General features: G+C 68.7%; 22 protein-coding genes. 19 read left to right on the forward strand and 3 right to left on the reverse strand.

Annotated features, from left to right (window positions below; translation table 11 throughout):
* Window positions 1-83 precede the first annotated feature (83 nt).
* From AC1MBE_RS13165 to AC1MBE_RS13210, 10 genes are all read left to right on the forward strand, one after another.
* Window positions 84-956: an inositol monophosphatase family protein gene (locus AC1MBE_RS13165; protein WP_479778891.1), complete on the forward strand. Its 873-nt coding sequence runs from the start codon at window positions 84-86 to the stop codon at window positions 954-956.
* Window positions 957-1194: 238 nt separating this feature from the next.
* Window positions 1195-3765: a DNA helicase PcrA gene (gene pcrA / locus AC1MBE_RS13170; RefSeq protein WP_479782603.1), complete on the forward strand. Its 2571-nt coding sequence runs from the start codon at window positions 1195-1197 to the stop codon at window positions 3763-3765.
* Window positions 3766-3820: 55 nt separating this feature from the next.
* Window positions 3821-4528 carry a hypothetical protein gene (locus AC1MBE_RS13175; protein WP_479778893.1) on the forward strand — a complete coding sequence of 236 codons (708 nt, stop codon included), beginning with the start codon at window positions 3821-3823 and terminating at the stop codon, window positions 4526-4528.
* A 225-nt stretch (window positions 4529-4753) separates the two neighbouring features.
* A complete protein-coding gene (sucC, locus tag AC1MBE_RS13180) occupies window positions 4754-5923 on the forward strand; it encodes an ADP-forming succinate--CoA ligase subunit beta (RefSeq protein WP_479778894.1) in 1170 nt (389 codons plus the stop codon).
* Window positions 5924-5935: 12 nt separating this feature from the next.
* The gene (gene sucD / locus AC1MBE_RS13185; protein WP_479778896.1) at window positions 5936-6838 is read left to right on the forward strand and encodes a succinate--CoA ligase subunit alpha; all 903 of its coding nucleotides are present in this window, start codon (window positions 5936-5938) and stop codon (window positions 6836-6838) included.
* Window positions 6839-7020: 182 nt separating this feature from the next.
* Window positions 7021-7749 carry a FadR/GntR family transcriptional regulator gene (locus AC1MBE_RS13190; protein ID WP_479778898.1) on the forward strand — a complete coding sequence of 243 codons (729 nt, stop codon included), beginning with the start codon at window positions 7021-7023 and terminating at the stop codon, window positions 7747-7749.
* Window positions 7750-7994: 245 nt separating this feature from the next.
* On the forward strand, window positions 7995-9344 hold the full coding sequence (locus AC1MBE_RS13195; RefSeq protein ID WP_479778900.1) for an MFS transporter: 1350 nt from the start codon (window positions 7995-7997) through the stop codon (window positions 9342-9344).
* Window positions 9345-9353: 9 nt separating this feature from the next.
* Entirely contained in the window at window positions 9354-10130 is a 777-nt protein-coding gene (locus AC1MBE_RS13200) for an SDR family NAD(P)-dependent oxidoreductase (protein WP_479778902.1), read from the forward strand.
* A 62-nt stretch (window positions 10131-10192) separates the two neighbouring features.
* Window positions 10193-11710 carry a four-carbon acid sugar kinase family protein gene (locus AC1MBE_RS13205; protein WP_479778904.1) on the forward strand — a complete coding sequence of 506 codons (1518 nt, stop codon included), beginning with the start codon at window positions 10193-10195 and terminating at the stop codon, window positions 11708-11710.
* The gene (locus tag AC1MBE_RS13210) at window positions 11707-12585 is read left to right on the forward strand and encodes an NAD(P)-dependent oxidoreductase (protein WP_479778906.1); all 879 of its coding nucleotides are present in this window, start codon (window positions 11707-11709) and stop codon (window positions 12583-12585) included. Before AC1MBE_RS13205 ends, AC1MBE_RS13210 begins: the two co-directional genes overlap by 4 nt.
* 31 nt (window positions 12586-12616) lie before the next feature.
* Here AC1MBE_RS13210 and AC1MBE_RS13215 read toward each other — a convergent pair whose 3' ends face one another.
* The gene (locus tag AC1MBE_RS13215) at window positions 12617-13372 is read right to left on the reverse strand and encodes a ZIP family metal transporter (RefSeq protein WP_479778908.1); all 756 of its coding nucleotides are present in this window, start codon (window positions 13370-13372) and stop codon (window positions 12617-12619) included.
* A gap of 232 nt (window positions 13373-13604) precedes the next feature.
* Here AC1MBE_RS13215 and AC1MBE_RS13220 point away from each other — a divergent pair, with 232 nt between their 5' ends.
* From AC1MBE_RS13220 to AC1MBE_RS13260, 9 genes are all read left to right on the forward strand, one after another.
* The gene (locus tag AC1MBE_RS13220; protein ID WP_479778910.1) at window positions 13605-13907 is read left to right on the forward strand and encodes a DUF4193 domain-containing protein; all 303 of its coding nucleotides are present in this window, start codon (window positions 13605-13607) and stop codon (window positions 13905-13907) included.
* A gap of 99 nt (window positions 13908-14006) precedes the next feature.
* Window positions 14007-14696: a GntR family transcriptional regulator gene (locus AC1MBE_RS13225; RefSeq protein ID WP_479778912.1), complete on the forward strand. Its 690-nt coding sequence runs from the start codon at window positions 14007-14009 to the stop codon at window positions 14694-14696.
* Between the two features lie 194 nt (window positions 14697-14890).
* On the forward strand, window positions 14891-15889 hold the full coding sequence (locus AC1MBE_RS13230; RefSeq protein ID WP_479778914.1) for a sugar phosphate isomerase/epimerase family protein: 999 nt from the start codon (window positions 14891-14893) through the stop codon (window positions 15887-15889).
* A gap of 77 nt (window positions 15890-15966) precedes the next feature.
* Window positions 15967-17688: a dihydroxyacetone kinase family protein gene (locus AC1MBE_RS13235; RefSeq protein ID WP_479778916.1), complete on the forward strand. Its 1722-nt coding sequence runs from the start codon at window positions 15967-15969 to the stop codon at window positions 17686-17688.
* Between the two features lie 12 nt (window positions 17689-17700).
* Window positions 17701-18216, forward strand: a complete 516-nt coding sequence (locus AC1MBE_RS13240; protein ID WP_479778918.1) for a ribose-5-phosphate isomerase — start codon at window positions 17701-17703, stop codon at window positions 18214-18216.
* Window positions 18213-19166, forward strand: a complete 954-nt coding sequence (locus AC1MBE_RS13245) for a 3-hydroxyacyl-CoA dehydrogenase family protein (RefSeq protein WP_479778920.1) — start codon at window positions 18213-18215, stop codon at window positions 19164-19166. The genes AC1MBE_RS13240 and AC1MBE_RS13245 overlap by 4 nt, the downstream gene beginning before the upstream one ends.
* A gap of 36 nt (window positions 19167-19202) precedes the next feature.
* A complete protein-coding gene (locus AC1MBE_RS13250; RefSeq protein WP_479778922.1) occupies window positions 19203-19970 on the forward strand; it encodes an SDR family NAD(P)-dependent oxidoreductase in 768 nt (255 codons plus the stop codon).
* A gap of 87 nt (window positions 19971-20057) precedes the next feature.
* Window positions 20058-21404, forward strand: coding sequence for an MFS transporter (locus tag AC1MBE_RS13255; protein WP_346959941.1), 1347 nt, complete (start codon window positions 20058-20060; stop codon window positions 21402-21404).
* Between the two features lie 37 nt (window positions 21405-21441).
* Window positions 21442-22242, forward strand: coding sequence for a triose-phosphate isomerase family protein (locus AC1MBE_RS13260; protein WP_479778924.1), 801 nt, complete (start codon window positions 21442-21444; stop codon window positions 22240-22242).
* Here the strand turns inward: AC1MBE_RS13260 and AC1MBE_RS13265 are convergent.
* Window positions 22200-22682, reverse strand: a complete 483-nt coding sequence (locus AC1MBE_RS13265; protein ID WP_479778926.1) for an SRPBCC family protein — start codon at window positions 22680-22682, stop codon at window positions 22200-22202. The two genes, AC1MBE_RS13260 and AC1MBE_RS13265, sit on opposite strands and share 43 nt — an antisense overlap.
* Window positions 22679-23038 (reverse strand): ArsR/SmtB family transcription factor, encoded by a 360-nt coding sequence (locus AC1MBE_RS13270; protein WP_479778928.1) that lies wholly within the window; start codon window positions 23036-23038, stop codon window positions 22679-22681. Before AC1MBE_RS13270 ends, AC1MBE_RS13265 begins: the two co-directional genes overlap by 4 nt.
* Window positions 23039-23186: the final 148 nt, after the last annotated feature.

Raw genomic sequence — 23186 nt, forward strand, 5'->3', positions numbered from 1 at the left:
GCCGCGCCGGCCGGGCTTCGGCCAGGGCGGCGTTAATTCGGCGTGCCTGTTCAGTTCTTCTGGGCGCCCGATAGGCTGAACGCGTGAGCGAATCAGGCAGCAACGAACTTGGCAGGCACCGGCTCGGCCGGCACAGCACCGCGGAACTCAGCCCCGAACTGGATGACTACCAGCTCGCCGAGGCCCTGGTGCGGGAGGCCGGCACCCTCGCGCTGCTGATGCGGCAGGCAGGACTGGAGGGGCAGCGGAAGACGTCCGTCTCCGACGTGGTGACAGCGGCCGACCACGCTGCCGAGGCCTATGTGCTTGAACAGCTGCAGCGCTGCCGGCCCGACGACGGCATCCTCGGCGAGGAAGGTGCCTCCGAGCAGGGCAGCAGCGGCCGGACCTGGGTGATCGACCCCGTGGACGGCACCTACAACTTCCTGCACGGCTCCAGCTACTGGTGCTCCGCGCTCGCCCTCAAGGACTCCTCCGGGCCGCTGCTCGGTGCCATCTTCCAGCCGGAGGAGGACAAACTCTGGCTCGGCGGCACCACCCGCGCGGCCACGCTGAACGGTGAGGCGCTGACCAGTTTCCGGCCCGGCGCGGCAGGCGGCAGGGGGCGCGCGGAGACGCCGCTGGCCGAGCTCGGTGCTGCCACCTACATCCATCCCACCTGGCTCGCGGACCCGATGTGTGCCATGCCCTGGCACGCCGCGGCGACCTCGGCAGCGGCACTGCGGATGTTCGGCTCCGGCTCGTGCGACCTCGGCCGGGTGGCCGACGGCGGCCTGGACTGCTGGTTCCAGCACAGCTCCCCGGAGTGGGACTGGCTGCCGGGCCAGGCTATTGTGCTCGCGGCCGGCGGCGCCACCGACGTCGTCCGCGTCAACGGCCTGGACTGGTTCGTCGCCGGAGGTACGACGGCGGTCCGGCAGCTCCGCGCCGCGCTGGAATCCGGCTCCGTAGGCTAGCCCGCCCCCTGCCCCGCCATACGACCGCGGAGCATGCCCGTTCTTGACGCAGCCGCCCGGTGGACATGCTCGTTCTTGACGCAGCCGCCAGGGGGACATGCTCATTCTTGGGCTCGAAGCGTGGACATAGTGCCGATATGTGCATCCGCGGGCGCCGGGGGAGGGCATGTCCCGCGGGTGGGAGGGGCCGCGGATCGTGGCGTCAGTGGCACCGCCTAGACTTGTTAACACCATGGATATGTTGTTTGACCCCTATGCCGACGGACCCCTCCAAGCTGCCTCCACCCCGGCCGCGCCTGCCAAAGCGTCCGGATACCCGGGGGCCGGCAGCGGTATGCCGGAGCTGGGATCTGCCCCCGGTTTCGGGTCCCACGGCGGCAGCCACGTCGGAGGGCACCCTGGCGGAGGGCACAACGGCGGAAACCACGCCGGGACCCACGCCGGCCACGAGGACGGGGACCGCCCCAGGCTCCCCAATGCGGATGAGCTCCTGCAGGGCCTGAATCCGCAGCAGGAGGAAGCAGTCAAGCACGCCGGCAGCGCACTGCTGATCGTCGCAGGCGCCGGCTCCGGCAAGACCCGCGTGCTCAGTAACCGCATCGCCTACCTGATTGCCACCCGGCGGGCGCACCACGGCGAGATTCTGGCCATCACCTTCACCAACAAGGCCGCCGCTGAGATGCGGGAGCGGATCGAACTGCTGGTCGGCGGCCGGGCCAAGACCATGTGGATCTCCACCTTCCACTCCTCCTGCGTCCGGATCCTGCGGCGCGAGGCGGCCAACGTCGGCCTGAACTCCAACTTCTCCATCTACGACTCCGCCGACTCGCTCCGGCTGATCACGCTGGTGGCCAAGAACCTGGACCTGGACCCCAAGCGCTTCGCGCCCAAGGCCATCCAGCACAAGATCTCCGCGCTCAAGAACGAGCTGATCGACGCGGACAGCTACGCCTCCAGCGCCAACTACAGCGACCCCTTCGAACAGGCCGTCGCCGAAGTCTTCAAGGGCTACACGCAACGTCTGCGCCAAGCCAACGCGATGGACTTCGATGACCTGATCGCCGAGACCGTCTACATGTTCCGGGCCTTCCCGGCGCTCGCCGACTCCTACCGGCGCCGTTTCCGGCACGTGCTGGTGGACGAGTACCAGGACACCAACCACGCCCAGTACGCGCTGGTGCGCGAGATTGTCGGCGAAGGCCCCGGCGCGGCCGAACTCACGGTCGTCGGCGATTCCGACCAGTCCATCTACGCCTTCCGCGGCGCGGACATCCGCAACATCGTGGAGTTCGAGAAGGACTACCCGGATGCCCGGACCATCAAGCTCGAGCAGAACTACCGCTCCACCCAGACCATCCTCAGCGCCGCCAACTCGGTGATCTCCCGGAACCCCAACCGGCCGGAGAAACGGCTCTGGACCGCCGAGGGCGACGGCGAGAAGATCGTCGGCTACGTCGGCGAGAACGAACACGACGAGGCGCAGTTCATCGCCAAGGAAATCGACCGGCTGCAGGACGAGGGCAACCTCCGCCCCGGCGACGTCGCGATCTTCTACCGCACCAACGCCCAGTCCCGGTCCATCGAAGACGTCCTGGTCCGCGTCGGGCTGCCCTACAAGGTGGTCGGCGGCACCCGCTTCTACGAGCGCAAGGAAATCAAGGACGCGCTCGCGTACCTGCGCGTGCTGGTCAACCCGGACGACGACGTCAACCTGCGCCGCATCCTCAACGAGCCCAAGCGCGGCATCGGCGACCGGGCCGAGGGCGCCATCGCCTCGCTCGCGCAGCGCGACCGGACCTCCTTTATGGCCGCCGCCCGCCGCGCCGAGGAAGCGCCCGGCATGGCCACCCGCTCCGTGAACGCCGTCCTGGGCTTCGTGAAGCTCCTCGACGACCTGGCCGAGGTCGCCTCCGGCTCCGGCGCGGCCGCCGCCCTGGAAGCGGTCCTGGAACAGACCGGCTACCTCGCCACGCTGCGCTCCAGCACCGACCCGCAGGACGAATCCCGGGTGGAAAACCTCGCCGAACTCGTCGCCGTCGTGCGCGAATACGAGCGGGACAACCCCGAAGGCTCCCTCGGCGCCTTCCTGGAACAGGTCTCCCTGGTGGCCGACGCCGACCAGATCCCGGACGCGCCGGGCGCCGATATCGATGCCGCCGTCGCCGAAGCCAAGCGCCTCGGCGTCGTCACGCTGATGACCCTGCACACCGCCAAGGGCCTGGAGTTCCCGGTGGTGTTCCTTACCGGCATGGAGCACGGGCTGTTCCCGCACCAGCGTTCCGCCACCGACCCTAAGGAGTTGGCGGAAGAACGCCGGCTCGCCTACGTGGGCCTGACCCGGGCCCGGAAACGCCTGTACCTGACCCGGTCCGAGGTCCGCAGCATGTGGGGCCAGAGCCAGTACAACCCCGCCAGCCAGTTCATCGAGGAAATCCCGGCCGAGCTGGTCGAGTGGAAACGCGAAGGGTCCACCCGCCAGGCCGGCAGCTGGGGGAGCGGCGGCTCGATCGGGTCCAGCCGCTACGGCGGATCCTTCTGGGGGGCCGGCACCGCCCGCGGCACCGGGGCGGACTCCTCGGCCGGCTTCAACGCCGACGTCCCGGCCGCGATCGCCAAGAACAGGGTCCAGCCGCAGAAGGAGATCGTCGCCGTCAGCGTGGGGGACAAGGTCAACCACACCAGCTTCGGCAACGGCACCGTGCTGGCCGTCGAAGGCGCGGGGGACAAGACCGTCGCGAAGGTGAAGTTCGGCGTCGGCGAAAAGCGGCTGCTGCTGCGGTACGCCCCGCTCACCAAGATCGACGCGTGACCAGACCCCAAACCCGCCCCGCGGGTCCGCCGGCCAGCGCGCGCCGACAGGCATAATGGAGCGCATGCGTCGGACTTCTTGGGGGATCCTGGCCGCCTCTATCGTGGCGGTGTCCACGGCGTGCACCGTTACGCAGAAGGACCCGGACTATGTCCCGCCGGCCCCGCTGCCCGCTTTGGAGCAGCTCAAGCAGGCGCCCCTGACGGACCCGGCGGCGCTGAATGCCGGGCCGGATTCCTTGAGCTTCGTCACCGCGGACCGCAACATCGTCTGCTCCCTGACCTCGGCGCGGGGCGGCCACGTCAACCTGCCTTATGAGCAGAACGGCTTCGCCGGCAGCGGGAACGGCAAGTTCGCGACCGTGCCGGTGGCGCACTGTGAGCTCGCCGCCTACCCGGAGCCGAACGCCAAGGACATCCGTGACGACTGTGCCGGCACCGGCCTCGGCTACCTGGGCGGCACGGCCCTGCTGACCCCGGACCAGGCCGTCTACGGCGAATGCCGCTCCGGCGTCACGCAGCAGGAAACCGAGTACGGCCCCAAAGGCACCCGCAACGGTCCGATCTCGCAGCTTCCCGTCCTCGAAGACGGGCAGAACATCGAGCGCAACGGCCTGCGCTGCTCCGCCTACAACGGCGGTGTCGCCTGCGGAAACGTCTCCGCCGGCGTCGCGTTCTTCGTTGCGCGCGACCGTTACGAGCTGATCTTGCCGGCCGCCAAAAAGCCCACCGCGGCGCCGTCGGAGGCCCCAAAAACCCCGTAATCTAGCGGTTTTTCTACGCTCAATAGAATAGTGTCCTTACTCACATAAGCGGTACTCTGGGTCGGGCTGGTCCAAACGAAGGACTAGAGTTCGAAAGAGGAGCATTGCGCCGTGTGGCTCGTTTCCAAGCTTGTCGCAGGGTGCGTTTATTCCGCAGCCCGGTAACCGCGAGTACGTGGGGTCCGGCTGTACAGAAACTACTTCGACGTAGAAGGACACTAAACCGTGGACCTGTTTGAATATCAGGCGCGCGATATGTTCGAGGCGCACGGTGTACCCGTGCTTGCTGGCATCGTGGCGCACACCCCTGAAGAAGCAAAGGCAGCTGCCGAGAAGATCGGCGGCGTAACTGTCGTCAAGGCACAGGTTAAGGTCGGTGGCCGCGGAAAGGCCGGCGGCGTTAAGGTCGCCAAGACCGCCGACGAGGCGCTGGAGCACTCCACCAACATCCTCGGCATGGACATCAAGGGCCACACCGTCAACAAGGTGATGATTGCCCAGGGTGCCGACATCGCCGAGGAATACTACTTCTCCGTCCTGCTGGACCGCGCTAACCGCAACTACCTGGCCATGTGCTCGGTCGAGGGCGGCATGGAAATCGAGCAGCTCGCCGTCGAACGTCCCGAAGCCCTGGCCAAGATCGCGATCGACCCGGCCGTCGGCATCGACCAGGCCAAGGCCGACGAAATCGTCGCCGCTGCCGGCTTCGCCGAGGAACTGCGCGGCAAGGTCGCCGCCGTGATCCTCAAGCTCTGGGACGTCTTCAAGAAGGAAGACGCCACCCTCGTGGAGGTCAACCCGCTGGTCAAGACCGGCGCCGGCGACATCGTCGCCCTGGACGGCAAGGTCTCCCTCGACGAGAACGCCGACTTCCGCCACCCGAAGCACTCTGCCCTTGAAGACAAGGACGCCGCGGACCCGCTCGAGGCCAAGGCCAAGGCCCAGGACCTCAACTACGTCAAGCTCGACGGCGAAGTCGGCATCATCGGTAACGGTGCCGGCCTGGTCATGTCCACGCTCGACGTCGTCGCCTACGCCGGCGAAAACCACGGCAACGTCAAGCCCGCCAACTTCCTGGACATCGGCGGTGGAGCTTCCGCCGAGGTCATGGCAGCGGGCCTCGACGTCATCCTGGGTGACGAGCAGGTCAAGTCCGTCTTCGTCAACGTCTTCGGCGGCATCACCGCCTGTGACGCTGTCGCCAAGGGCATCGTCGGCGCACTCGCCGAGTTGGGCCACTCCGCGAATAAGCCGCTGGTCGTCCGCCTCGACGGCAACAACGTCGAGGAAGGCCGCCGCATCCTGGCCGAGGCCAACCACCCGCTGGTTACCCTGGCCGCCACCATGGACGAGGGCGCCGACAAGGCTGCCGAGCTCGCCAACGCAGCGAAGTAAAGGGACCCGACTATGTCTATTTATCTGAACAAGGACTCCAAGGTCATCGTCCAGGGCATCACCGGCGGCGAAGGCACCAAGCACACCGCCCTGATGCTCAAGGCCGGCACCAACATCGTGGGCGGCGTCAACGCCCGCAAGGCCGGCACCACGGTCCTGCACGGCGACAACGAAATCACCGTCTTCGGCACCGTCAAGGAAGCCATGGCCGAGACCGGCGCCGACGTCTCCATCGTCTTCGTGCCGCCGGCCTTCACTAGGGACGCCGTCGTCGAAGCCATCGAGGCCGGCATCGGCCTGGTCGTCGTCATCACCGAAGGCGTGCCGGTCCAGGACTCGGCCGAGTTCTGGGCACTGGCCCAGTCCAAGGTCGACGCCGACGGCAAGCAGGTCACCCGCATCATCGGACCGAACTGCCCCGGCATCATCACCCCGGGCGAGGCCCTCGTCGGCATCACCCCGGCCAACATCACGGGCAAGGGCCCCATCGGCCTGGTCTCCAAGTCGGGCACCCTGACCTACCAGATGATGTACGAACTGCGCGACCTGGGCTTCTCCACCGCCATCGGCATCGGCGGCGACCCGGTCATCGGCACCACCCACATCGACGCCCTCGAAGCCTTCGAAGCTGACCCCGAGACCAAGGCGATCGTGATGATCGGCGAAATCGGCGGCGACGCCGAAGAACGTGCGGCCGACTACATCAAGGCCCATGTCACCAAGCCGGTCGTCGGCTATGTGGCCGGCTTCACCGCCCCGGAAGGCAAGACCATGGGCCACGCCGGCGCCATCGTCTCCGGTTCCGCGGGGACCGCCCAGGCCAAGAAGGAAGCCCTCGAGGCTGCCGGCGTCAAGGTCGGCAAGACGCCGTCCGAGACCGCCAAGCTGCTGCGCGAAGTTTACGCGGCGCTCTAAGTTCCACAGCACCACAGCAACGCGGGGTCACCTCCGGCCCATTCCACTCACCGGGATGGGCGCGGAGTGACCCCGCGTTGTTTTTGTTGACGCACGACGGCGGCAGGGACCGCCGCCGGGCGTCGAGTAGTGTTGAGGAAAGGCAAACCGCGCGCTTCCGGACGCGCAGGCAGGGGAACACGATGGCAGAAGCGCGACGGACGCTGGTCGACGTCGTTGTGGACAAGGTCCTCGAGTACATCCTCAGCGGCCAGATCAAGGCCGACGACGCCCTGCCGCCGGAGGCGGACATCGCCAAGGAATCCGGTGTCAGCCGCCTGACCGCCCGCGAAGCCATGAAGGCACTCAAAGCGCAAAACGTCGTCTACGTGAAGCGCGGCCTCGGCACCTTCGTCAATCCGCCCGAGCGCTGGACCGGCCTGGATGCGATCATGCGGGCCGCGTCGAGGGGAGTCGCCTCCGACGAGGTGGCGCTGCGCCTGCTCGAGGTCCGTCGCATGGTCGAGACCGGCGCCGCCGAACTGGCCGCCGCCCGCCACAGCCAGGCCGACCTGGCCGCCATGACCGAAAGCGTCGAGCTGATGGAAGCCGCACACCACTCCGGTGACGTCGACGCGCTGACCCTGGCCGACATCACCTTCCACGACACCGTGCTGCGGGCCTCGGGCAACCCCTTTGTGCCCGCCCTGCTGGGCCAGCTCTCGACCCTGCTGTACGCCATGCGGCGGGAGACCTCGGCCTTCCCGGACGTGCAGCGGCACGCCATCCACCACCACAAACTGGTCCTGGCCGCCATCGCGGCCGGCGAGCCGGCGGCCGCGCGCTCCGCAATGGACGCCCACATCACCCAGACCTTCGAGGATTACGAACGCTACCTCGCGGTCTCCAGCCGCGGCGCCGCCGCCAGCTGAACCGCCCCGGCCAGCTGACCCGCGGGCAGCTGACCCCCGCGGCGGGCTGCCCTCCGCGACGGCCCGGCAAACCACCGCGGCTCTTTCCCGGCCCTGTTGACGCCGCCCTGCCGTGTGATTAGAATCTCATCTAGATATCAGACATCTGACATCTAAGTCAGTTCCAGAATGCCGCCAGCCAAAGGAGTCTTTATGCGCGCGCACGTCCCTTCCCAGGGCACCCTGATCACCGGTGGAGGCCTGCGATGACCTCCCTGACTGCAGCCCCCGCGTTGAGCGAACTGGGCCAGACCACCCTCCGCAAGGTCCGCCGGCGGCTTATGCCGCTGATCGTCCTGCTGTACTTCATCGCCTACCTGGACCGCAACAACGTCGGCTTCGCCAAGCTCGGCATGCAGGGCGACATCGGCCTCACCGAAGCTGCCTACGGCCTCGGCGCCGGCATCTTCTTCCTCGGCTATGCCCTGCTGGAAATTCCCAGCAACGGCGGCATGTACCGCTACGGCGCCCGCAAGTGGATCGCCCGCATCCTCATCACCTGGGGCATCTTCGCCACCGCCATGTTCCTGGTCAACGGCGAGACCACCTTCTACATCATCCGCTTCCTGCTGGGCGCGGCCGAGGCCGGCTTCTTCCCGGCCATCCTCTTCTACCTGACCCTCTGGTTCCCGGCCGCGCAGCGCGTGACCGTGCTGGGCATCTTCATTCTCGCCCAGCCGATCTCCAACGCCCTCGGCGCCCCGGTTTCCGGCATGCTCCTGGGCCTGGAAGGCGTCGCGGGCCTGCACGGCTGGCAGTGGCTGTACATCATTGAAGGCATCCCGGCGATCGTGCTGGGCATTATCACGCCGTTCGTTATGACCGACCGGCCCGAGCACGCCAAGTGGCTCAAGCCGGAGGAGCGCGACTGGCTCGCCACCACCATGAGCAAGGAACTGGCCGACAAGCAGAAGTCCGGCAACCACAACTTCCTCGCCGGCCTGAAGGACCCCCGCACCCTCGCGTACTCGGCCCTGTACTTCGGCCTGGTCTGCGGCATCTACGGCCTGGGCCTCTGGATGCCGACCATCGTCAAGGCGCTGGGCAAGTTCGACTCCGTCCAGGTGGGCTTCATCGTCTTCATCCCGTACGCCATCGCCGCCGTGTTCGTCTACTTCTGGAGCAAGCGTTCGGACCGCACCGGCAACCGGGTCTGGCACGCCAGCGCCAGCATGGTGCTTGCCGCCGTCGGACTGCTCGGCGCCGGCTTCCTGCTCCCGGTCAACGCCGTGCTCGCCATGGTCTTCCTGACCCTGGCTGCAATGGGCATCTACTCCGCGATCGCACCGTTCCTGGCCATGCCGTCCGCGGCGCTGACCGGAGCTGCGGCAGCCGCCGGCCTCGCCATGGTGAACTCGCTCGGCAACCTGGGCGGCTTCGTCGCCCCGTACATCGTCGGCCTGCTTAAGGACTCCACCGGCAACAGCCAGAGCGGCCTCGTCTTCCTGGCCGCCTGCCTTGCCATCACCGCCGTCGCCACCTACCTCTACGCCCGCCACCGCCCGGAAGGTGTCTCCGCACCCGGAGCAACCGTCCCCGCCGCAGACAGCCACTAGGAACCCGTCATGACCGAAAACAGCACCTTCCCCGCCGAACGCACCGTCGTCCTGACCGGAGCGGCGTCGGCCCGCGGCATCGGCAAGGCCACGGCCGACCGCCTGGCCCGCGACGGCTGGTCCATCGCGATCCTGGACATCAACGCCGAGGACGCCCAAGCCGCCGCGGCCGAGATCGGCTCCAACCGGGCCGTCAAGGCGATCGGCGTCGGCGCCGACGTCTCGGACGAGGCCTCGGTGGACCGGGCCATCACCCAGATCGAGGAATCGCTGCCGCCGATCGTCGGCCTGGCCAACCTGGCCGGGATCAGCTCGCCGACGCCGTTTATGGAGACGTCCGTCGCCGAGTGGGACAAGGTCTTCGCGATCAACATGCGCGGCACCTTCATCGTCTCGCAGCGGGTGCTCAAGGGCATGATCGAGCGCCGGCTCGGCCGGATCGTCAGCGTCTCCTCCATCTCCGCCCAGCGCGGCGGCGGAACCTTCTCCAAGGTCGCCTACAGCGCCTCCAAGGCCGGGATCCTGGGCTTCACCCGGGCGCTGGCCCGCGAAGTCGGCGAGTTCGGCATCACCGTCAACGCCGTGGCGCCCGGCCCGATCGACACCGACATCATGGGCGGCACGCTGAGCGACGAACGCAAGGCCGCCATGTCCGAGGGCATCATGATGGGCCGCGTCGGCACCCGCGACGAAGTTGCGGCGCTGATGGCGTTCCTCCTGAGCGAGGACGCCGGCTACATCACGGCCGCCACCTACGACATCAACGGCGGCCTGCAGGTCTCCTGACCCCAGGCGCCTCTGGACGTGCCGTGCGGCCCCGGCCGCACGGCACCCGGAAGGACCACAGCATGACCCACGAAACCCATCCCGCCGGACATGGCACGGCGAACCCCGGCGCGCCGTCCGCCCCTGAACCCGCCCCCGCGCCCGTTCCTGAACCGGTGCGCCTGACCGGCGCCCGGCAGAGGATCCGCGACTACCGCGCCGCCACCGGCCGGCGCATCGCCGTGCTCGACGACGACCCCACCGGCTCGCAGTCCGTGCACGGCGTCTCGGTTGTCACCGTGCTTGAGGCCGCCGAGTACGCAGCGGCCCTCGCCGAGCCGGAATCGACCTGCTTCATCCTGACCAACACCCGCAGCCTGGACGAGGCCGACGCCGTCGCGCTGAACCAGGCAGCCGGGCGGGCGCTGTTCGAACTCGAGCAGCGGCTCGGCGCGCCGCTGGACCTGGTCAGCCGCAGCGACTCGACGCTCCGCGGCCACGTGATGGCCGAAATCCGCACCCTCGACGCCGTCCGGCGCGAGGTCACCGGGCGCGGGTTCGACGGCGTTCTGCTGGCACCGTCGTATTTCGAAGCCGGACGCTTCACCGCCGGGGACGTGCACTGGGCCATGGTGGGCGGGGAACCCGTGCCCGCCGGAGAAACCGAGTTCGCCAGGGACGCAACCTTCGGCTACCGGTCCTCCGACCTCAAAGACTTCGTCGCGGAGAAGAGCGGCGGCACCGTTGCCCGGGAGCAGGTGCTCAGCATCAGCCTCGAGGACATCCGCAGCGGGGGAGAGGACCGGGTCGCGGAGATCCTGCGCTCGGCCAGCGAATTGCAGCTCATCGTCGTCAACGCCACCGAGTTCGCGGACCTGGAGATCGTTGTCCTGGGCCTGCAGCAGGCCCAGCGCGAAGGCAAAGTATTCCTGCACCGCACCGGGCCCTCCTTTGTGCGTGCGCTTGCCGGGCTCGACCCCAAGCCCACCCTGCAGGCGCAGGACATATGGCCCGACGGCCGCCCGGCCGGCCACGGCCTCGCCGTCGTCGGCTCCCATGTGGGCCAGACGGCGCGCCAGGTCGCGGCAGCGCAGGCGCGCGGCGGCGTGACCGAGATCGAACTGTCCGTCGCCGACCTGGTCACCCCGGCCGGCCGCGGCGCGCACATCGCGGCCACCGCGGCCCGGGTGGTCGGCGCCCTCGCCGACTCGGACGTCCTGCTCTATACCTCGCGGTCGCTGCTGAGGGGAGCGGACGCTGCTGCCAGTCTGGAAATTGCCCGCAGCGTGTCGGCTGCCCTGATCGAGGTGGTCCAGGCCGCGCTCGCCGCGAACCCCGCGTGGGTGATCGCCAAGGGCGGCATCACCTCGCACGACGTCGCCGTGCGCGGCCTCGGCATCCGGCGCGCCACCGTGCTGGGGCAGCTGTTCCCCGGCATGGTCTCAGTGCTCCGACCCGATGAGGCCGCACCCGGCGTGCAGGGCATGCCCTACGTCGTCTTCGCCGGCAACGTCGGCGACGAAAACGCACTCGCCGACACCATTGAACTCTTCCGCGGCGGCACCACGTCCGCGGCCCCAGGAAAGGAAGTCACCCCATGAGCAAGGTCGGATGGATCGGGCTGGGCGCGATGGGCGGACCGATGGCGGTCGTCCTCGCCGAAGCCGGGCACGACGTCGCCGCCTTTGACGTCGCCGAGGGCCGGGCGCAGTCGCTCGCTGTTCCCGGCCTAACGCCGGCGGCCACGGCCAAGGAAGCCGTGGCCGGGGCCGACGTCGTCGCCCTGATGGTCGCAACGCCGGCGCAGGCCGATGCCGTGCTGTTCGGTGCGGACCAACTCGCCGCGACGCTGCGCCCGGGCACCGTTGTCCTGCTGATGGCCACCGTGGGCCCGGCCGCCGTGATGTCGCTGGCGGAACGGCTGGCGGCGTTCGACGTCGAACTGGTCGACGCGCCGGTTTCCGGCGGCACCAAGCGTGCCGCCACGGGCGAGCTGCTGATGATGGTCAGCGGCTCCGAGCGGGCCCTGGCCGCGGTGCGGCCGCTGCTGGACGCGATGGCGAGTTCCGCCCCCGTGGTGGGACCGAACGTTGGTGACGGGCAGAAGGTCAAGCTGGTCAACCAGCTGCTGTGCGGCGTTCATATCGCCGTAGCGGGGGAGGCCCTGGCCTTTGCCGAGGCCCTGGGCCTGGACCCGAAGGAGACCTGGGAGGTGCTGCGCTCCGGTGCCGCGGCGTCGTTTATGTTCGATGACCGGGGCTCCCGGATGGTGGACCCGGACAACACCGAGGTCCGCAGCGCGCTGGACATCTTCGTCAAGGACATGGGCCTTGTGGTCGACGCGGCGCGGGACAGCACGTACCCGGCGCCACTCGCGGCCGCGGCCGAACAGCTCTACCTCAGCGGCCGGCGCGCGGGCCTGGGCCGCCGGGACGACTCGTCCGTGATCGAGGTGCTGCGCGGGCTCCAGCACTGAGCCCGGGCCGGCCAAGGGCCGGGGGAGTCTTTCAGCCCCCGGCCTGGCTGATGGTGAAGGCCGCCAGGAAGCCGACGGCTGCAACGAGGCCCGTCAGGACATGATGTTCCTCGAAAGCCTCCGGGATCATGGTGTCGGCAAGCATGGCCAAAATCGCCCCGGCGGCGATTGCGGTGATGAAGGCGACCATTTCTGCCGGAGCGTTCTGCAAGCTGGCGTAGCCGATGAGCGACGCCAGCCCGGAGATGAGGGCAATGCCTCCCCACACGCCAAAGACGTAGCCGGCGCTGCGGCCGGATTTCTTCATTCCCGCGGTGCTGGAGAGCCCCTCGGGAACGTTGGAGATGAACACTGCCGCGAGCACGGCCGTGCTGACCGATCCCCCCGAGACGAGACCGAGCCCCAGGACGACGGATTCGGGAACGCCGTCCAGCAGGGCTCCGACGGCAATGGCGGTGCCGCTGCCCGGCTTGTCTTTTTCCGAAGGTTGCTTTCCGCCCGAGCGTTTCCGGTGTTTGGCACCCTGCCGGGCCAGCAGGGCGTTCGCCCCGACATAGACCAGGGCCCCGGCCAGGAAACCCGCAACGGTCGGCCAGAGGCCACCGCCCCGTTCCGCTTCATCAACGAGGTCAAACGACAGGGCCGAGATGAGGACTCCGGCGCCGAAGGCCATGATGGAGGAGACGATTTTCGGTGCGATGGTCCACTTCCAGGCAACGGCCGCCCCCAGGACCAGGGCTGCGCCCGCCACCGTGCCCCAGAACAGGGCCTGTACCCACATGGGCATCTTGTTCCACCTTCCACGTCGTCGTTCACTTCGCCACCAACGCACGAGGCCCAATGGCCCAACACCCCTGGGCCGCGGCGATGCTACCCGGGGTACGCGGCCGCGCCTCGGTTATGACACTATAAGCATGCTTTCTAAGTTGGGCCGTCGCCGGTCCGGCGCAGGGAATACCTGGGACCTGGTGTAGGTTGCAGTTGCGTCAGCCAACAACGCCAGAAAAGAGAATGCCTCAGTGGCAACCGATTACGACGAAGTACGTTCCGACGTCAAAGAATCACAGGAGCGCTCCCTGGAAGCGCTGCAGTCCGCGAACGCGCCGGACGCTAAGAGCGTCATCCGCGACCTCGACGAGGCCGATGCGCTCGACGACGCGATGACCCCCGGCGGCGAATTCGTCGCTGAGGAACTGATCGTGCAGGTGATCCCGCAGGCCGACGACGAGTTCACCTGCTACTCCTGTTTCCTGGTCCGGCACCGATCCCAGCTCGCCTCCGAAAAGAATGGACACGCGTACTGCCTCGAGTGCAAAGGCTAGCGGCCGGCTCCCCGCGGGCGGTACCGACGGCTCCCGAGGGGGCGTCACGGCAGCGTCACGGCGGCGCCCGCGGGGGTTGCCCGGCTATAGGATTTGGGTATGGCAATCAAGGATCCGGCCGCCCGCGGCGTCAGCAGGCAGGTCCTCGCCGACCATGTTTACGAAGCCCTTCTGATCGCGTTGATGGACGGCCGGCTTGAGGCCGGCACGCCGGTCAGCATTGACGGCATGGCCCGCGAACTGGACGTCTCGCCGACGCCCGTGCGGGAGGCGCTCGCCCGGCTGGAAGCCACCGGCATGGTCCGCCGGACCGCCCTGCGCGGCTACCGGGTGGCGCCGCTGTTCACCAAGGACGAGCTGGCGGACCTGATGGACGCGCGCCTGGTGATCGAACCGGCCAACGCCTTGATGGCCTGCCGCCACGCCGGCGCCGGCCTTACCGCCCAGCTGGCGCAGGCCATCGAGGACCTCAAAGCCGCGCCCCGGGGGCCGTCCTTTTCCGAGTTCCGCGCCTACTGGGAAGCCGACGAACGCTTCCACCGGCTCATCGCGGAGCACGCGGACAACCAGTTCCTGCTCTCCGCGTACAACGCACTGGGCGGCCAGGTGCAGCGCTTCCGCTTCTTCGGCGGCCTCGGCGTCACCGACGCGGACTTCGCGATCGCGGAGCACACCGAGATCCTCCGCGCCTTTGAGGCCGGCGACGCCGAGCTGGCGCGCCATCAGATGATCGCGCACATCGAGGGCGTCAAGCAACGCTCGCAGCACGACAGCGAAGTGCGCAGCTAGGGACCCCGCAGCTAGGCGCCGCACGGCTAGGCCCTGCGCCGCTAGCCATTGCGCAGCTAGGCGCCGCGCCGTCCGGCGGCATCCCGCGTCGCCCTTTTTGCCCCGACCGGCGGGTCACTTCCCAAGAAACCCTTGACAACGCTCTCCTCTACGATGAATCCTATAGGAAATGTGATTCAAGATCTGGAGTGACAATGTCGTACACCGCCGAAAACTGGCCCATCACCGCGGCCCTCCTGCAGTTCCCGGGCACGCGCCCCGACGGAACCCCGGTCCAGGACGCCCCCGCCACGGAATGGCAGCGGGTGTTCGAGGAAGTCGCTGACGCGGGCTTCGCCAACGCCGACCTGACCGACAGCTGGGTTCGTCCGGGGGACCTCGGCCCGGCCCGGCTGGACGAACTCAGCGCCGCCGCCCGCCATGCCGGGATCGGACTGCCCGCCATCTCGGCGATCCGCCGCAGCGTGATCGAGGAGGCCAACTGGGAAGACAACCTGGCCTACACCCACCGCACCCTCGACGCCGCCGCGCAGCTCGGCTGCGAAGTTGTCTCGATCGGCCTGCACCAGGCCCTGACCCCGGCCCAGCGCGAACAGCTCTGGTTCTGGACGGTCGAGGGCCACCGCGACCCGGCGGGGGACAAGGACACCTGGAACAAGGCCGTCACCCGCATCCGCGAGGTGGGCCGGCACGCGGCCGAGCTGGGGCTCCTGGTCTCGCTCGAGATGTACGAGGACACCTACCTTGGCACCGCGGACTCCTCCGTCCAGCTGGTCCAGGACATCGACCTGCCCAACGTGGGCCTCAACCCGGACATCGGCAACCTGATCCGCCTGCACCGGCCCATCGAGGACTGGCGGGAGATGGTCCACAAGACCCTGCCCTACGCCAACTACTGGCACGTTAAGAACTACAGCCGCGACGAAAACCGGGCCAAGGACCAGTACGTCGCCTTGCCCGCACCCATGGAATCCGGCCTGATCAGCTACCGCGAGGCCTTCCAGTTCGCCATCTCCGTCGGTTTCCAGGGCATCATCTGCACCGAGCACTACGGCGGGGACGGCCTCAGCGTCACCGCCGCCAACCAGGACTACCTGCGCCGCCACGTCCTGCCCAAGCGCGACGGGTACGCCCTCGGTACGTCCCTGGTGGCCCAGGGCCGGCAGGCCCCGGCAGCCGTCCCCGCGCTCTAGGAGCCCGCGCTCTAAACCGGCGGCGCCCCGGCGCCAGCCGTGTGCTCCAACCGCCCCAACCGGTTCAACGAGGAATCATGACAAAGATATTTGACGATCCCGCAAGCTTCGCGGACGACGCCCTCGACGGCTTCGCCGCCGCCCACCGCCAGTACGTGGCACGGGTGGACGGCGGGGTGGTCCGTTCCACCGAGACGCCCGAGGGCCAGGTCGCCCTGGTGATCGGCGGCGGCTCGGGCCACTACCCCGCCTTCGCCGGCCTGGTCGGCGCCGGACTCGCCGCCGGCAGCGCCTGCGGGAACATGTTCGCCTCGCCCTCCGCGGGCCAGGTCTACCGCGTGGCCAAGGCGGCGGACACCGGGGGCGGGGTGCTGCTCAGCTACGGCAACTACGCCGGGGACGTGCTCCACTTCGGCCAGGCACAGGACAAGCTCAACGCCGAGGGCATCCCGACCCGCACGGTGTTGGTCACCGACGATATTGCCAGCGCCCCGCTGGCGGAGATCGACAAACGCCGCGGCATCGCCGGGGACCTGACGGTCTTCAAGGTTGCCGGGGCGGCCGCCGACGCCGGGCTGGACCTCGACGAGGTGGAACGGCTGGCGGTCAAGGCCAACCACCACACCCGCTCGCTGGGCGTCGCCTTCGCCGGCTGCACCCTGCCGGGCGCCGCGGAGCCGCTGTTCACGGTGCCCGAGGGCATGATGTCCGTAGGCCTGGGCATCCACGGCGAACCCGGCATCTCCGAACAACCGCTGCCCACCGCCAGCGAACTGGCCGCGCTGCTGGTGGACGGCCTGCTCAAGGACAAGCCGGAGACCGCCGGACGCCGGGTGGTGCCAATCCTCAACGGCCTCGGCACCGTCAAGTACGACGAGCTGTTCCTGCTCTTCGGCAAGGTCGAGGCCCTCCTGGCCGCCGCCGGACTCGAGATCGTCGAACCAGAATGCGGCGAGCTCGTCACCAGCCTGGACATGTCCGGGCTGTCCCTGACCCTGTTCTGGCTCGACGCGGAACTCGAGAAGTTCTGGTCCGCGCCGGCCGACACTCCCGCCTTCCGGAAGGGCAACCTGGCGCCCCGCCGGGCCAAAACCCGCGCCGCGCAGGCCGACGTCGAAGCAGCGCCCGCGCTGGCCGCCACGACGGCGTCGACCTCCCTGGCCGCCACGGCGGTGGGCGTGCTGAAGGTGGCCCAGTCGGTCGTCGTCGAACACGAGGAAGCGCTCGGCAAACTGGACGCCATCGCCGGCGACGGCGACCACGGAATCGGCATGCGCCGCGGCGTGGACGCCGCAGTCGCGGCGGCGGAACAGTCCCACGCGGCCGGCGCCGGGCTCGAGGAAGTCCTCGCCGCGGCCGGCGAGCAGTGGGCCGAACGCGCCGGCGGCACCTCCGGCGCGCTCTGGGGCGCGGCGGTCACCGCCGTCGGCCGCGCCCTGGGCAGCAAGGACGCCTACACCCGGGCGGACGCGGCCGCCGCCGTCGACGCCCTCCGCGATGCCATCATCACCCTGGGCAAGGCCGAAGCCGGAGACAAGACGATGGTGGACGCCCTGCTTCCGTTCGCCGACGTTTTCAACCGGGGAATCGACGACGGCGACGGCCTGGCCCGCAGCCTGCGGACCGCCGCCGACGCGGCCGCCCAGGCCGCCGAAGCCACCGCGGCGCTGAGCCCCAAGAAAGGCCGGGCCCGGCCGCTGGCCGAGAAAAGCCTGGGCCACCCGGACCCCGGCGCCGTGTCCTTCGGCCTGATCGCCGGCCGGGTGGCCGACTACGCGGCCTCCATCGAACGCAGCTAGAGGAGAATTCCCTTGTCACACGAGACACAAAGCCACGACACCAACCCCCAGCCCGGCTGGCGGATCGTCGTCGGCAACGACGAAGCCGGCGTCGAATACAAAAACGCCCTGCGCGAGCTCCTCGAGGCGGACCCCCGCGTCGCCTCGGTGGAAGACGTCGGCGTCGGCCCCGACGACACGACCGCCTACCCGCACCTGGCCGTCGCCGCGGCCCGCAAGGTCGCCGCCGGCGAGGCCGACCGTGCCCTGCTGATCTGCGGCACCGGACTGGGCGTGGCCATCTCGGCCAACAAGGTTCCCGGCATCCGCGCCGTCACCGCGCACGACAGCTACTCCGTGGAGCGCTCCGTGCTTTCCAACAACGCCCAGGTGCTGACCATGGGCCAGCGGGTGATAGGCCTGGAACTGGCCAAGAAGCTGGTCGGCGAATGGCTGGGCCACCGCTTCGATGACACCTCCGCATCCGCGGCCAAGGTGGACGCAATCCACTCCTATGAAGGAGTTTCGGAAGGACAGGCAAGCAAATGACCACACGTAACATCGCCGTCGTCGGATCCGGCTACATGGGCGGCGGAATCGCGCAGGTCCTGGCCCTCGCGGGCGCCCGCGTCGCCCTCGCCGACGTCTCCGCCGAGATCGCCCAGAGCAACTACGAACGGCTGCTGAAGGAATCCGAGGACTTCGTCGCCGCCGGGCTGTTCCCGGCCGGCGCCACCGAAACGCTCAAGGAAAACCTCTGGGCCGCCAAGGACATCGAAGAAGCCGTCGCCGACGCCGAATACATCGAAGAAGCCGTGCCGGAGGTCCTCGAGATCAAGCACGGCACGCTGGGCCGGATCAGCGCCGCCGCCCGCCCGGACGCCATCATCGGCTCCAACACCTCGACCATCTCCATCGCGAAGCTCGCCGAAGTCGTGGTGAACCCGGAGCGCTTCCTGGGCGTCCACTTCTCCAACCCGGCGCCGTTCATCCCGGGCGTCGAAGTCATCCCGCACGAGGGCACCTCCGAGGCCACCATCGAGGCCGCGCGCACCATTGTGGGGGAGACCGGCAAGGAAACCGCGACCGTCAAGGACGTCACCGGATTCGTGCTCAACCGGCTGCAGTACGCCCTGTTCCATGAGGCCGCGCAGGTCGTGGAGGAAGGCATCGCCACGGCCGAGGACGTGGACACCATGGTCCGCACCACGTTCGGTTTCCGGCTGCCGTTCTTCGGGCCGTTCGCGATCGCGGACATGGCCGGGCTGGACGTGTACGCGTTCTGCTACAAGTCGCTGCAGACCGGCTTCCCGGAGCGGTTCGCCACGCCGCAGATCCTGCAGGAAAAGGTCGACGCCGGCCAGCTCGGCACCAAGACCGGCTCCGGCTTCCTCAACGTCCCCGCCGACCGGACCGCCGCCCTGGTGGCGTACCGGAACAAGGCCTACGTCGCGATGCAGAAGCTGATCGAGGAACTCGGCCCCGCGCCCCTGGGCTGACCACCGCCGCACGCCACCTTTCCCTAGGAGACTCCCATGACCTCATTCCCCGCAGACCGCACGGTGATCGTGACCGGCGCCGTCTCCGAGCGCGGCATCGGCCGGGCCACCGCGGAGTACCTCGCCGAGCGCGGCTGGAACATCGGCGTGATCGACCTCGACGACGCCGCCAGCAAGGCCCTGGCCAAGGACCTGGCCGAAAAGCACGGCGTCAAGGCCCACGGCTCCGGCGCCAATATCGGCGACGAGGCCTCGGTCCGCGCCGCGATCGATGAGATCGAGGCCGAGCTGCCGCAGCTCGTCGCCCTGGCGAACATCGCCGGGGTGAGTTCCCCGGTGCCCTACCTCGAACTCGACGCCGCCGAGTGGGACCGGGTGCTGAACATCAACATGAACGGGGTGCACTACGCCACCCGCCGGGCCGCCGAATCGATGGTCAAGCACCGGCTGGGCAGGATCGTCAACATCTCCTCGGTCTCCGCCCAGCGCGGCGGCGGCACCTTCAGCAAGACCCCGTACTCCGTGGCGAAGGCCGGCGTCATCGGTCTGACCCGCGCCACGGCCCGCGAACTGGGCGGGTACGACATCACCGTCAACGCCATCTCACCGGGCCCGATCGACACCGACATCATGGGCGGGACCCTCAGCGAGGAACGCAAGGATGAACTCGTCAAGGACCTGGTGGTCAACCGCGTGGGCAGCACCCGCGACATCGCGGCCGCGATCCACTTCCTGATCGGCGAGGACGCAGGCTACATCTCCGGCCAGACGCTCAACGTCGACGGCGGCCTGTACATGCACTGACGGCTCCCGAACGAGGGAGCCAGCAGAAACCGCGGGCCGCCGGCCCGCGGGGGAACCACCCCACCTCATCACTCGAAGGAGAGTGCTGTGTCCGTAACCACCGCTACATCCAAGGAGCTTCTGGCCCGTCCGGTCCTGAAGTCCGCGATCTCCAAGGCGGCCCGCCGGCTGATGCCGATGCTGGTCATTCTGTACGTCGTTTCGTTCCTGGACCGGACCAATGTCGGCTTCGCCGAGGCCGCCCTGGGCGCGGACAAGGGCGTGTCCGCCGCGGCCTTCGCCCTGGGTGCCGGCATCTTCTTCATCGGCTACGCGATCTTTGAGATTCCCAGCAACCTGCTGCTCAAAAAGGTCGGCGCCAAGATCTGGTTGGCCCGGATCGCGATCACCTGGGGCATTGTCTCGGCCTGCTTCGCGTTCGTGCAGGGCGAGACTTCGTTTGTGATCCTGCGCTTCCTCCTCGGCGTCACCGAGGCCGGGCTCTTCCCGGGCGTGATTATGTACCTCGCGGAATGGTTCCCCAACAAGGTGCGCGTGCAGATGTTCGCCATCTTCTACCTGGCGCAGCCGTTCTCGCAGATGATCGGCAACCCGCTCTCCGGCTGGCTGATCAACATCGGCGACCAGGTCCCCGGCCTGCGCGGCTGGCAGGTGATGTTCTTTGTCGAGGGCCTGCTCGCCGTGGTGGCCGGCATCGCGGCCTTCTTCTTCCTGATCAACGGTCCTGAAAAAGCCAAGTTCCTCAGCGGCGAGGAGAAATTCGCGCTCAAGGAAGTCATGGCGCTCGAGGACAACATCAAGGACGAGACCGGCCCCCGCGGCATCCTCGCCGCGATGCGCAACGGCCGGGTCTGGTACTTCACCGCCATCTACTTCTGCCTGCAGATCGCGGTCTACGGCGTGACGTTCTTCCTGCCCCAGCAGGTCTCCTCGCTGACCGGCCAGAAAGTGGGCCTCGCCGTCGGCCTGCTGATCGCCGTGCCCTGGTTCTTCGGCATCTTCTCCTGCTACTTCATCGGCAAGGCGGCCAACACGGTGGCCAAGCGGCGGAAGTTCGGCACCATCCTGTTCATCTCCACCGGCCTGTGCATCTTCGGCTCGGCTTGGGCAGGAACCAACCACCAGCCGGTGCTCGGCATGATCTTCATTACCCTGGCGGTCTGCAGCTTCCTCGCCGTCGGACCCGTGGTCTGGTCCTACCCGACGGCGTTCCTCGCCGGTTCCGCCGCCGCGGCGGGCATCGGGCTGATCAACTCACTCGGCAACCTCGGCGGCTTCGTCGCCCCGATCCTGCGGACGGCCGTCAACGAGGCCACCCATTCGCCCACCGGGTCCATGGGTGTCTACGCCCTCGGTGTGCTGCCCTTCGTGGCGGCGGCGATGATGTTTGCCACCAAGCGGTTCCGCAACAAGGCCGACGAGCTGCTGGACTAAGCCCGTCCCCGCTTCAACCCCACCCTGAAGGAGATCCATGAGCCGCACCTCCGGCACCAGCGCCCCCGCCGGCCCCCTGTACATCGGTGTCAGCACCAAGATGTACCTGGGGTACCAGGCGAGCCTGCGCTGGCTGTCGGAGGTGCGCGCCGTGGTCGACGCCCGGCCCGCCCTGGCCGCGGGCCAGGACATCCGGGTGTTCGTCATCCCGTCCTTCCCGGTCCTGGCGCAGGCGAAGGCGGTCCTGGCCGGCTCGCCCGTGCTCCTCGGCGCCCAGAACTGCGCCTGGGGGGACGGGGCGCTGACCGGGGAAGTCAGCCCGGCCATGCTGGCCGAACTCGGCGTCTCGCTGGTGGAAATCGGCCACGCGGAGCGCCGCGCCCTGTTCGGCGAGGACGACGCCGTGGTGGCCCGCAAGGTGCGGGCCGCCGTCGACGCCGGGCTGGCGCCGCTGCTGTGCATCGGCGAGCCGGACAGGCTCAGCCCGGAGGACGCCGCCGGTTTCTGCCTGGCGCAGGTCCGGTCCGCGACCGGCGGTGACGGGCCGCTGGCGCAGCGGCTGGTCCTGGCTTACGAACCGGTCTGGGCGATCGGGGCGGATCGGCCCGCCGCGCCGGCGTACGTGAACGCAGTGGTGGAACTGATCCGCCAAGGGCTCGGCGCGGCCTGTCCCATCATTTACGGCGGCAGCGCCGGGCCCGGGCTGTTGCCGGAACTGGCAGCGGCGGACGGACTGTTCCTGGGACGCTTTGCCCACGACGCCGCCAACCTCGGCCGCGTCCTGGACGAGGCCCTTCAGGCCTTCGCGCCGGCCAGCAGTTCCTCGAGCCGCTCGTAGCCTTCGGTCAGGCCGCCCTCCATCCCGGACTGCGCCATGCCGTCACGGGCCTCCATGCTGGGATACACGGCGTGGCCGGCCAGCCGGGTGCGTCCGCCGCCCAGGTCCTGGAAGGTGAGGAACTCGACGCTCACCACGTCCGGGTAGCCGCCGTATTCGAAGGTCTGGACCGCGAAGTCGTTGTCCCGGACGGTGTGGAAGACGCCGTTGAACCGGTGCGCGACGCCGTCGGGCCCCGTGTGCGTGTAGCGGTAGCTGCCGCCGGTGCGGAAGTCGTAGTGGTCCACGTCCATGCTGACCCGGCGCGGGCCGAGCCACTGGGCGACGAGTTCGGGTTCCTTGTGGGCCCGGAAGACGTCGGCCACGGGAAAGTCGAACTCCCGCTCGAAGTCGATGAAGGGCAGTCCTTCCGGGACCGTGAGTTTCAGGGCGTTGCTCATGATGAGTCCTTTGCCTGGGTGCCGCGCGCGGCGGCCTGGGATTGGAGCACGGCGTCGAGGCTGCGGAACTGCTCCTCGCGGACCAGCCGGTACTGGTCGATCCAGGCGGTGAGCGCCTCCAGCCGTGCGGGGTTCAGGTGGACGGGCCGGCGCTGGGCGTCCCGCGTGCGCGTGACGAGCCCCGCTAGCTCGAGGACCTGGATGTGCTTCGAGACCGCCTGCTTGGTGATCGCGAAGGGTTCCGCCAATTCATTGACCGTGGCCGGGCCCCGGCTGAGCCGGGCGATGATGCGGCGGCGGACGGGATCGGCCAGCGCCAGGAAAGCGGAGTCGAGGTGTTCGTCGTCGTCAGCCATGGTGTTCAGCACTCTGTTCAGTAAGCCTTTAGTCAACGAAACGGTTGATCAATGTTTGGGTTGTTTAAGCGTACGCCCGGGCCGGACCGGCGGCAAGGGGACTGGCGCGGCCGGCGGCAAGGGGACTGGCGCGGCCGGCGGCGGCCGC

The sequence above is a fragment of the Arthrobacter sp. BG5 genome (assembly GCF_056680155.1).

What these genes read in the sequence shown, in the direction of transcription:
- AC1MBE_RS13200 (WP_479778902.1), top strand. Translation starts at nt 9,354, where the DNA reads ATGACCGAAAACAGCACCTTCCCCGCCGAACGCACCGTCGTCCTGACC.
- AC1MBE_RS13265 (WP_479778926.1), bottom strand. Translation starts at nt 22,682, where the DNA reads ATGAGCAACGCCCTGAAACTCACGGTCCCGGAAGGACTGCCCTTCATC.
- AC1MBE_RS13175 (WP_479778893.1), top strand. Translation starts at nt 3,821, where the DNA reads ATGGAGCGCATGCGTCGGACTTCTTGGGGGATCCTGGCCGCCTCTATC.
- AC1MBE_RS13260 (WP_479778924.1), top strand. Translation starts at nt 21,442, where the DNA reads ATGAGCCGCACCTCCGGCACCAGCGCCCCCGCCGGCCCCCTGTACATC.
- AC1MBE_RS13250 (WP_479778922.1), top strand. Translation starts at nt 19,203, where the DNA reads ATGACCTCATTCCCCGCAGACCGCACGGTGATCGTGACCGGCGCCGTC.
- AC1MBE_RS13190 (WP_479778898.1), top strand. Translation starts at nt 7,021, where the DNA reads ATGGCAGAAGCGCGACGGACGCTGGTCGACGTCGTTGTGGACAAGGTC.
- AC1MBE_RS13205 (WP_479778904.1), top strand. Translation starts at nt 10,193, where the DNA reads ATGACCCACGAAACCCATCCCGCCGGACATGGCACGGCGAACCCCGGC.
- pcrA (WP_479782603.1), top strand. Translation starts at nt 1,195, where the DNA reads ATGTTGTTTGACCCCTATGCCGACGGACCCCTCCAAGCTGCCTCCACC.
- AC1MBE_RS13215 (WP_479778908.1), bottom strand. Translation starts at nt 13,372, where the DNA reads ATGCCCATGTGGGTACAGGCCCTGTTCTGGGGCACGGTGGCGGGCGCA.
- AC1MBE_RS13245 (WP_479778920.1), top strand. Translation starts at nt 18,213, where the DNA reads ATGACCACACGTAACATCGCCGTCGTCGGATCCGGCTACATGGGCGGC.
- AC1MBE_RS13235 (WP_479778916.1), top strand. Translation starts at nt 15,967, where the DNA reads ATGACAAAGATATTTGACGATCCCGCAAGCTTCGCGGACGACGCCCTC.
- AC1MBE_RS13270 (WP_479778928.1), bottom strand. Translation starts at nt 23,038, where the DNA reads ATGGCTGACGACGACGAACACCTCGACTCCGCTTTCCTGGCGCTGGCC.
- AC1MBE_RS13195 (WP_479778900.1), top strand. Translation starts at nt 7,995, where the DNA reads ATGACCTCCCTGACTGCAGCCCCCGCGTTGAGCGAACTGGGCCAGACC.
- AC1MBE_RS13225 (WP_479778912.1), top strand. Translation starts at nt 14,007, where the DNA reads ATGGCAATCAAGGATCCGGCCGCCCGCGGCGTCAGCAGGCAGGTCCTC.
- AC1MBE_RS13210 (WP_479778906.1), top strand. Translation starts at nt 11,707, where the DNA reads ATGAGCAAGGTCGGATGGATCGGGCTGGGCGCGATGGGCGGACCGATG.
- AC1MBE_RS13230 (WP_479778914.1), top strand. Translation starts at nt 14,891, where the DNA reads ATGTCGTACACCGCCGAAAACTGGCCCATCACCGCGGCCCTCCTGCAG.
- sucD (WP_479778896.1), top strand. Translation starts at nt 5,936, where the DNA reads ATGTCTATTTATCTGAACAAGGACTCCAAGGTCATCGTCCAGGGCATC.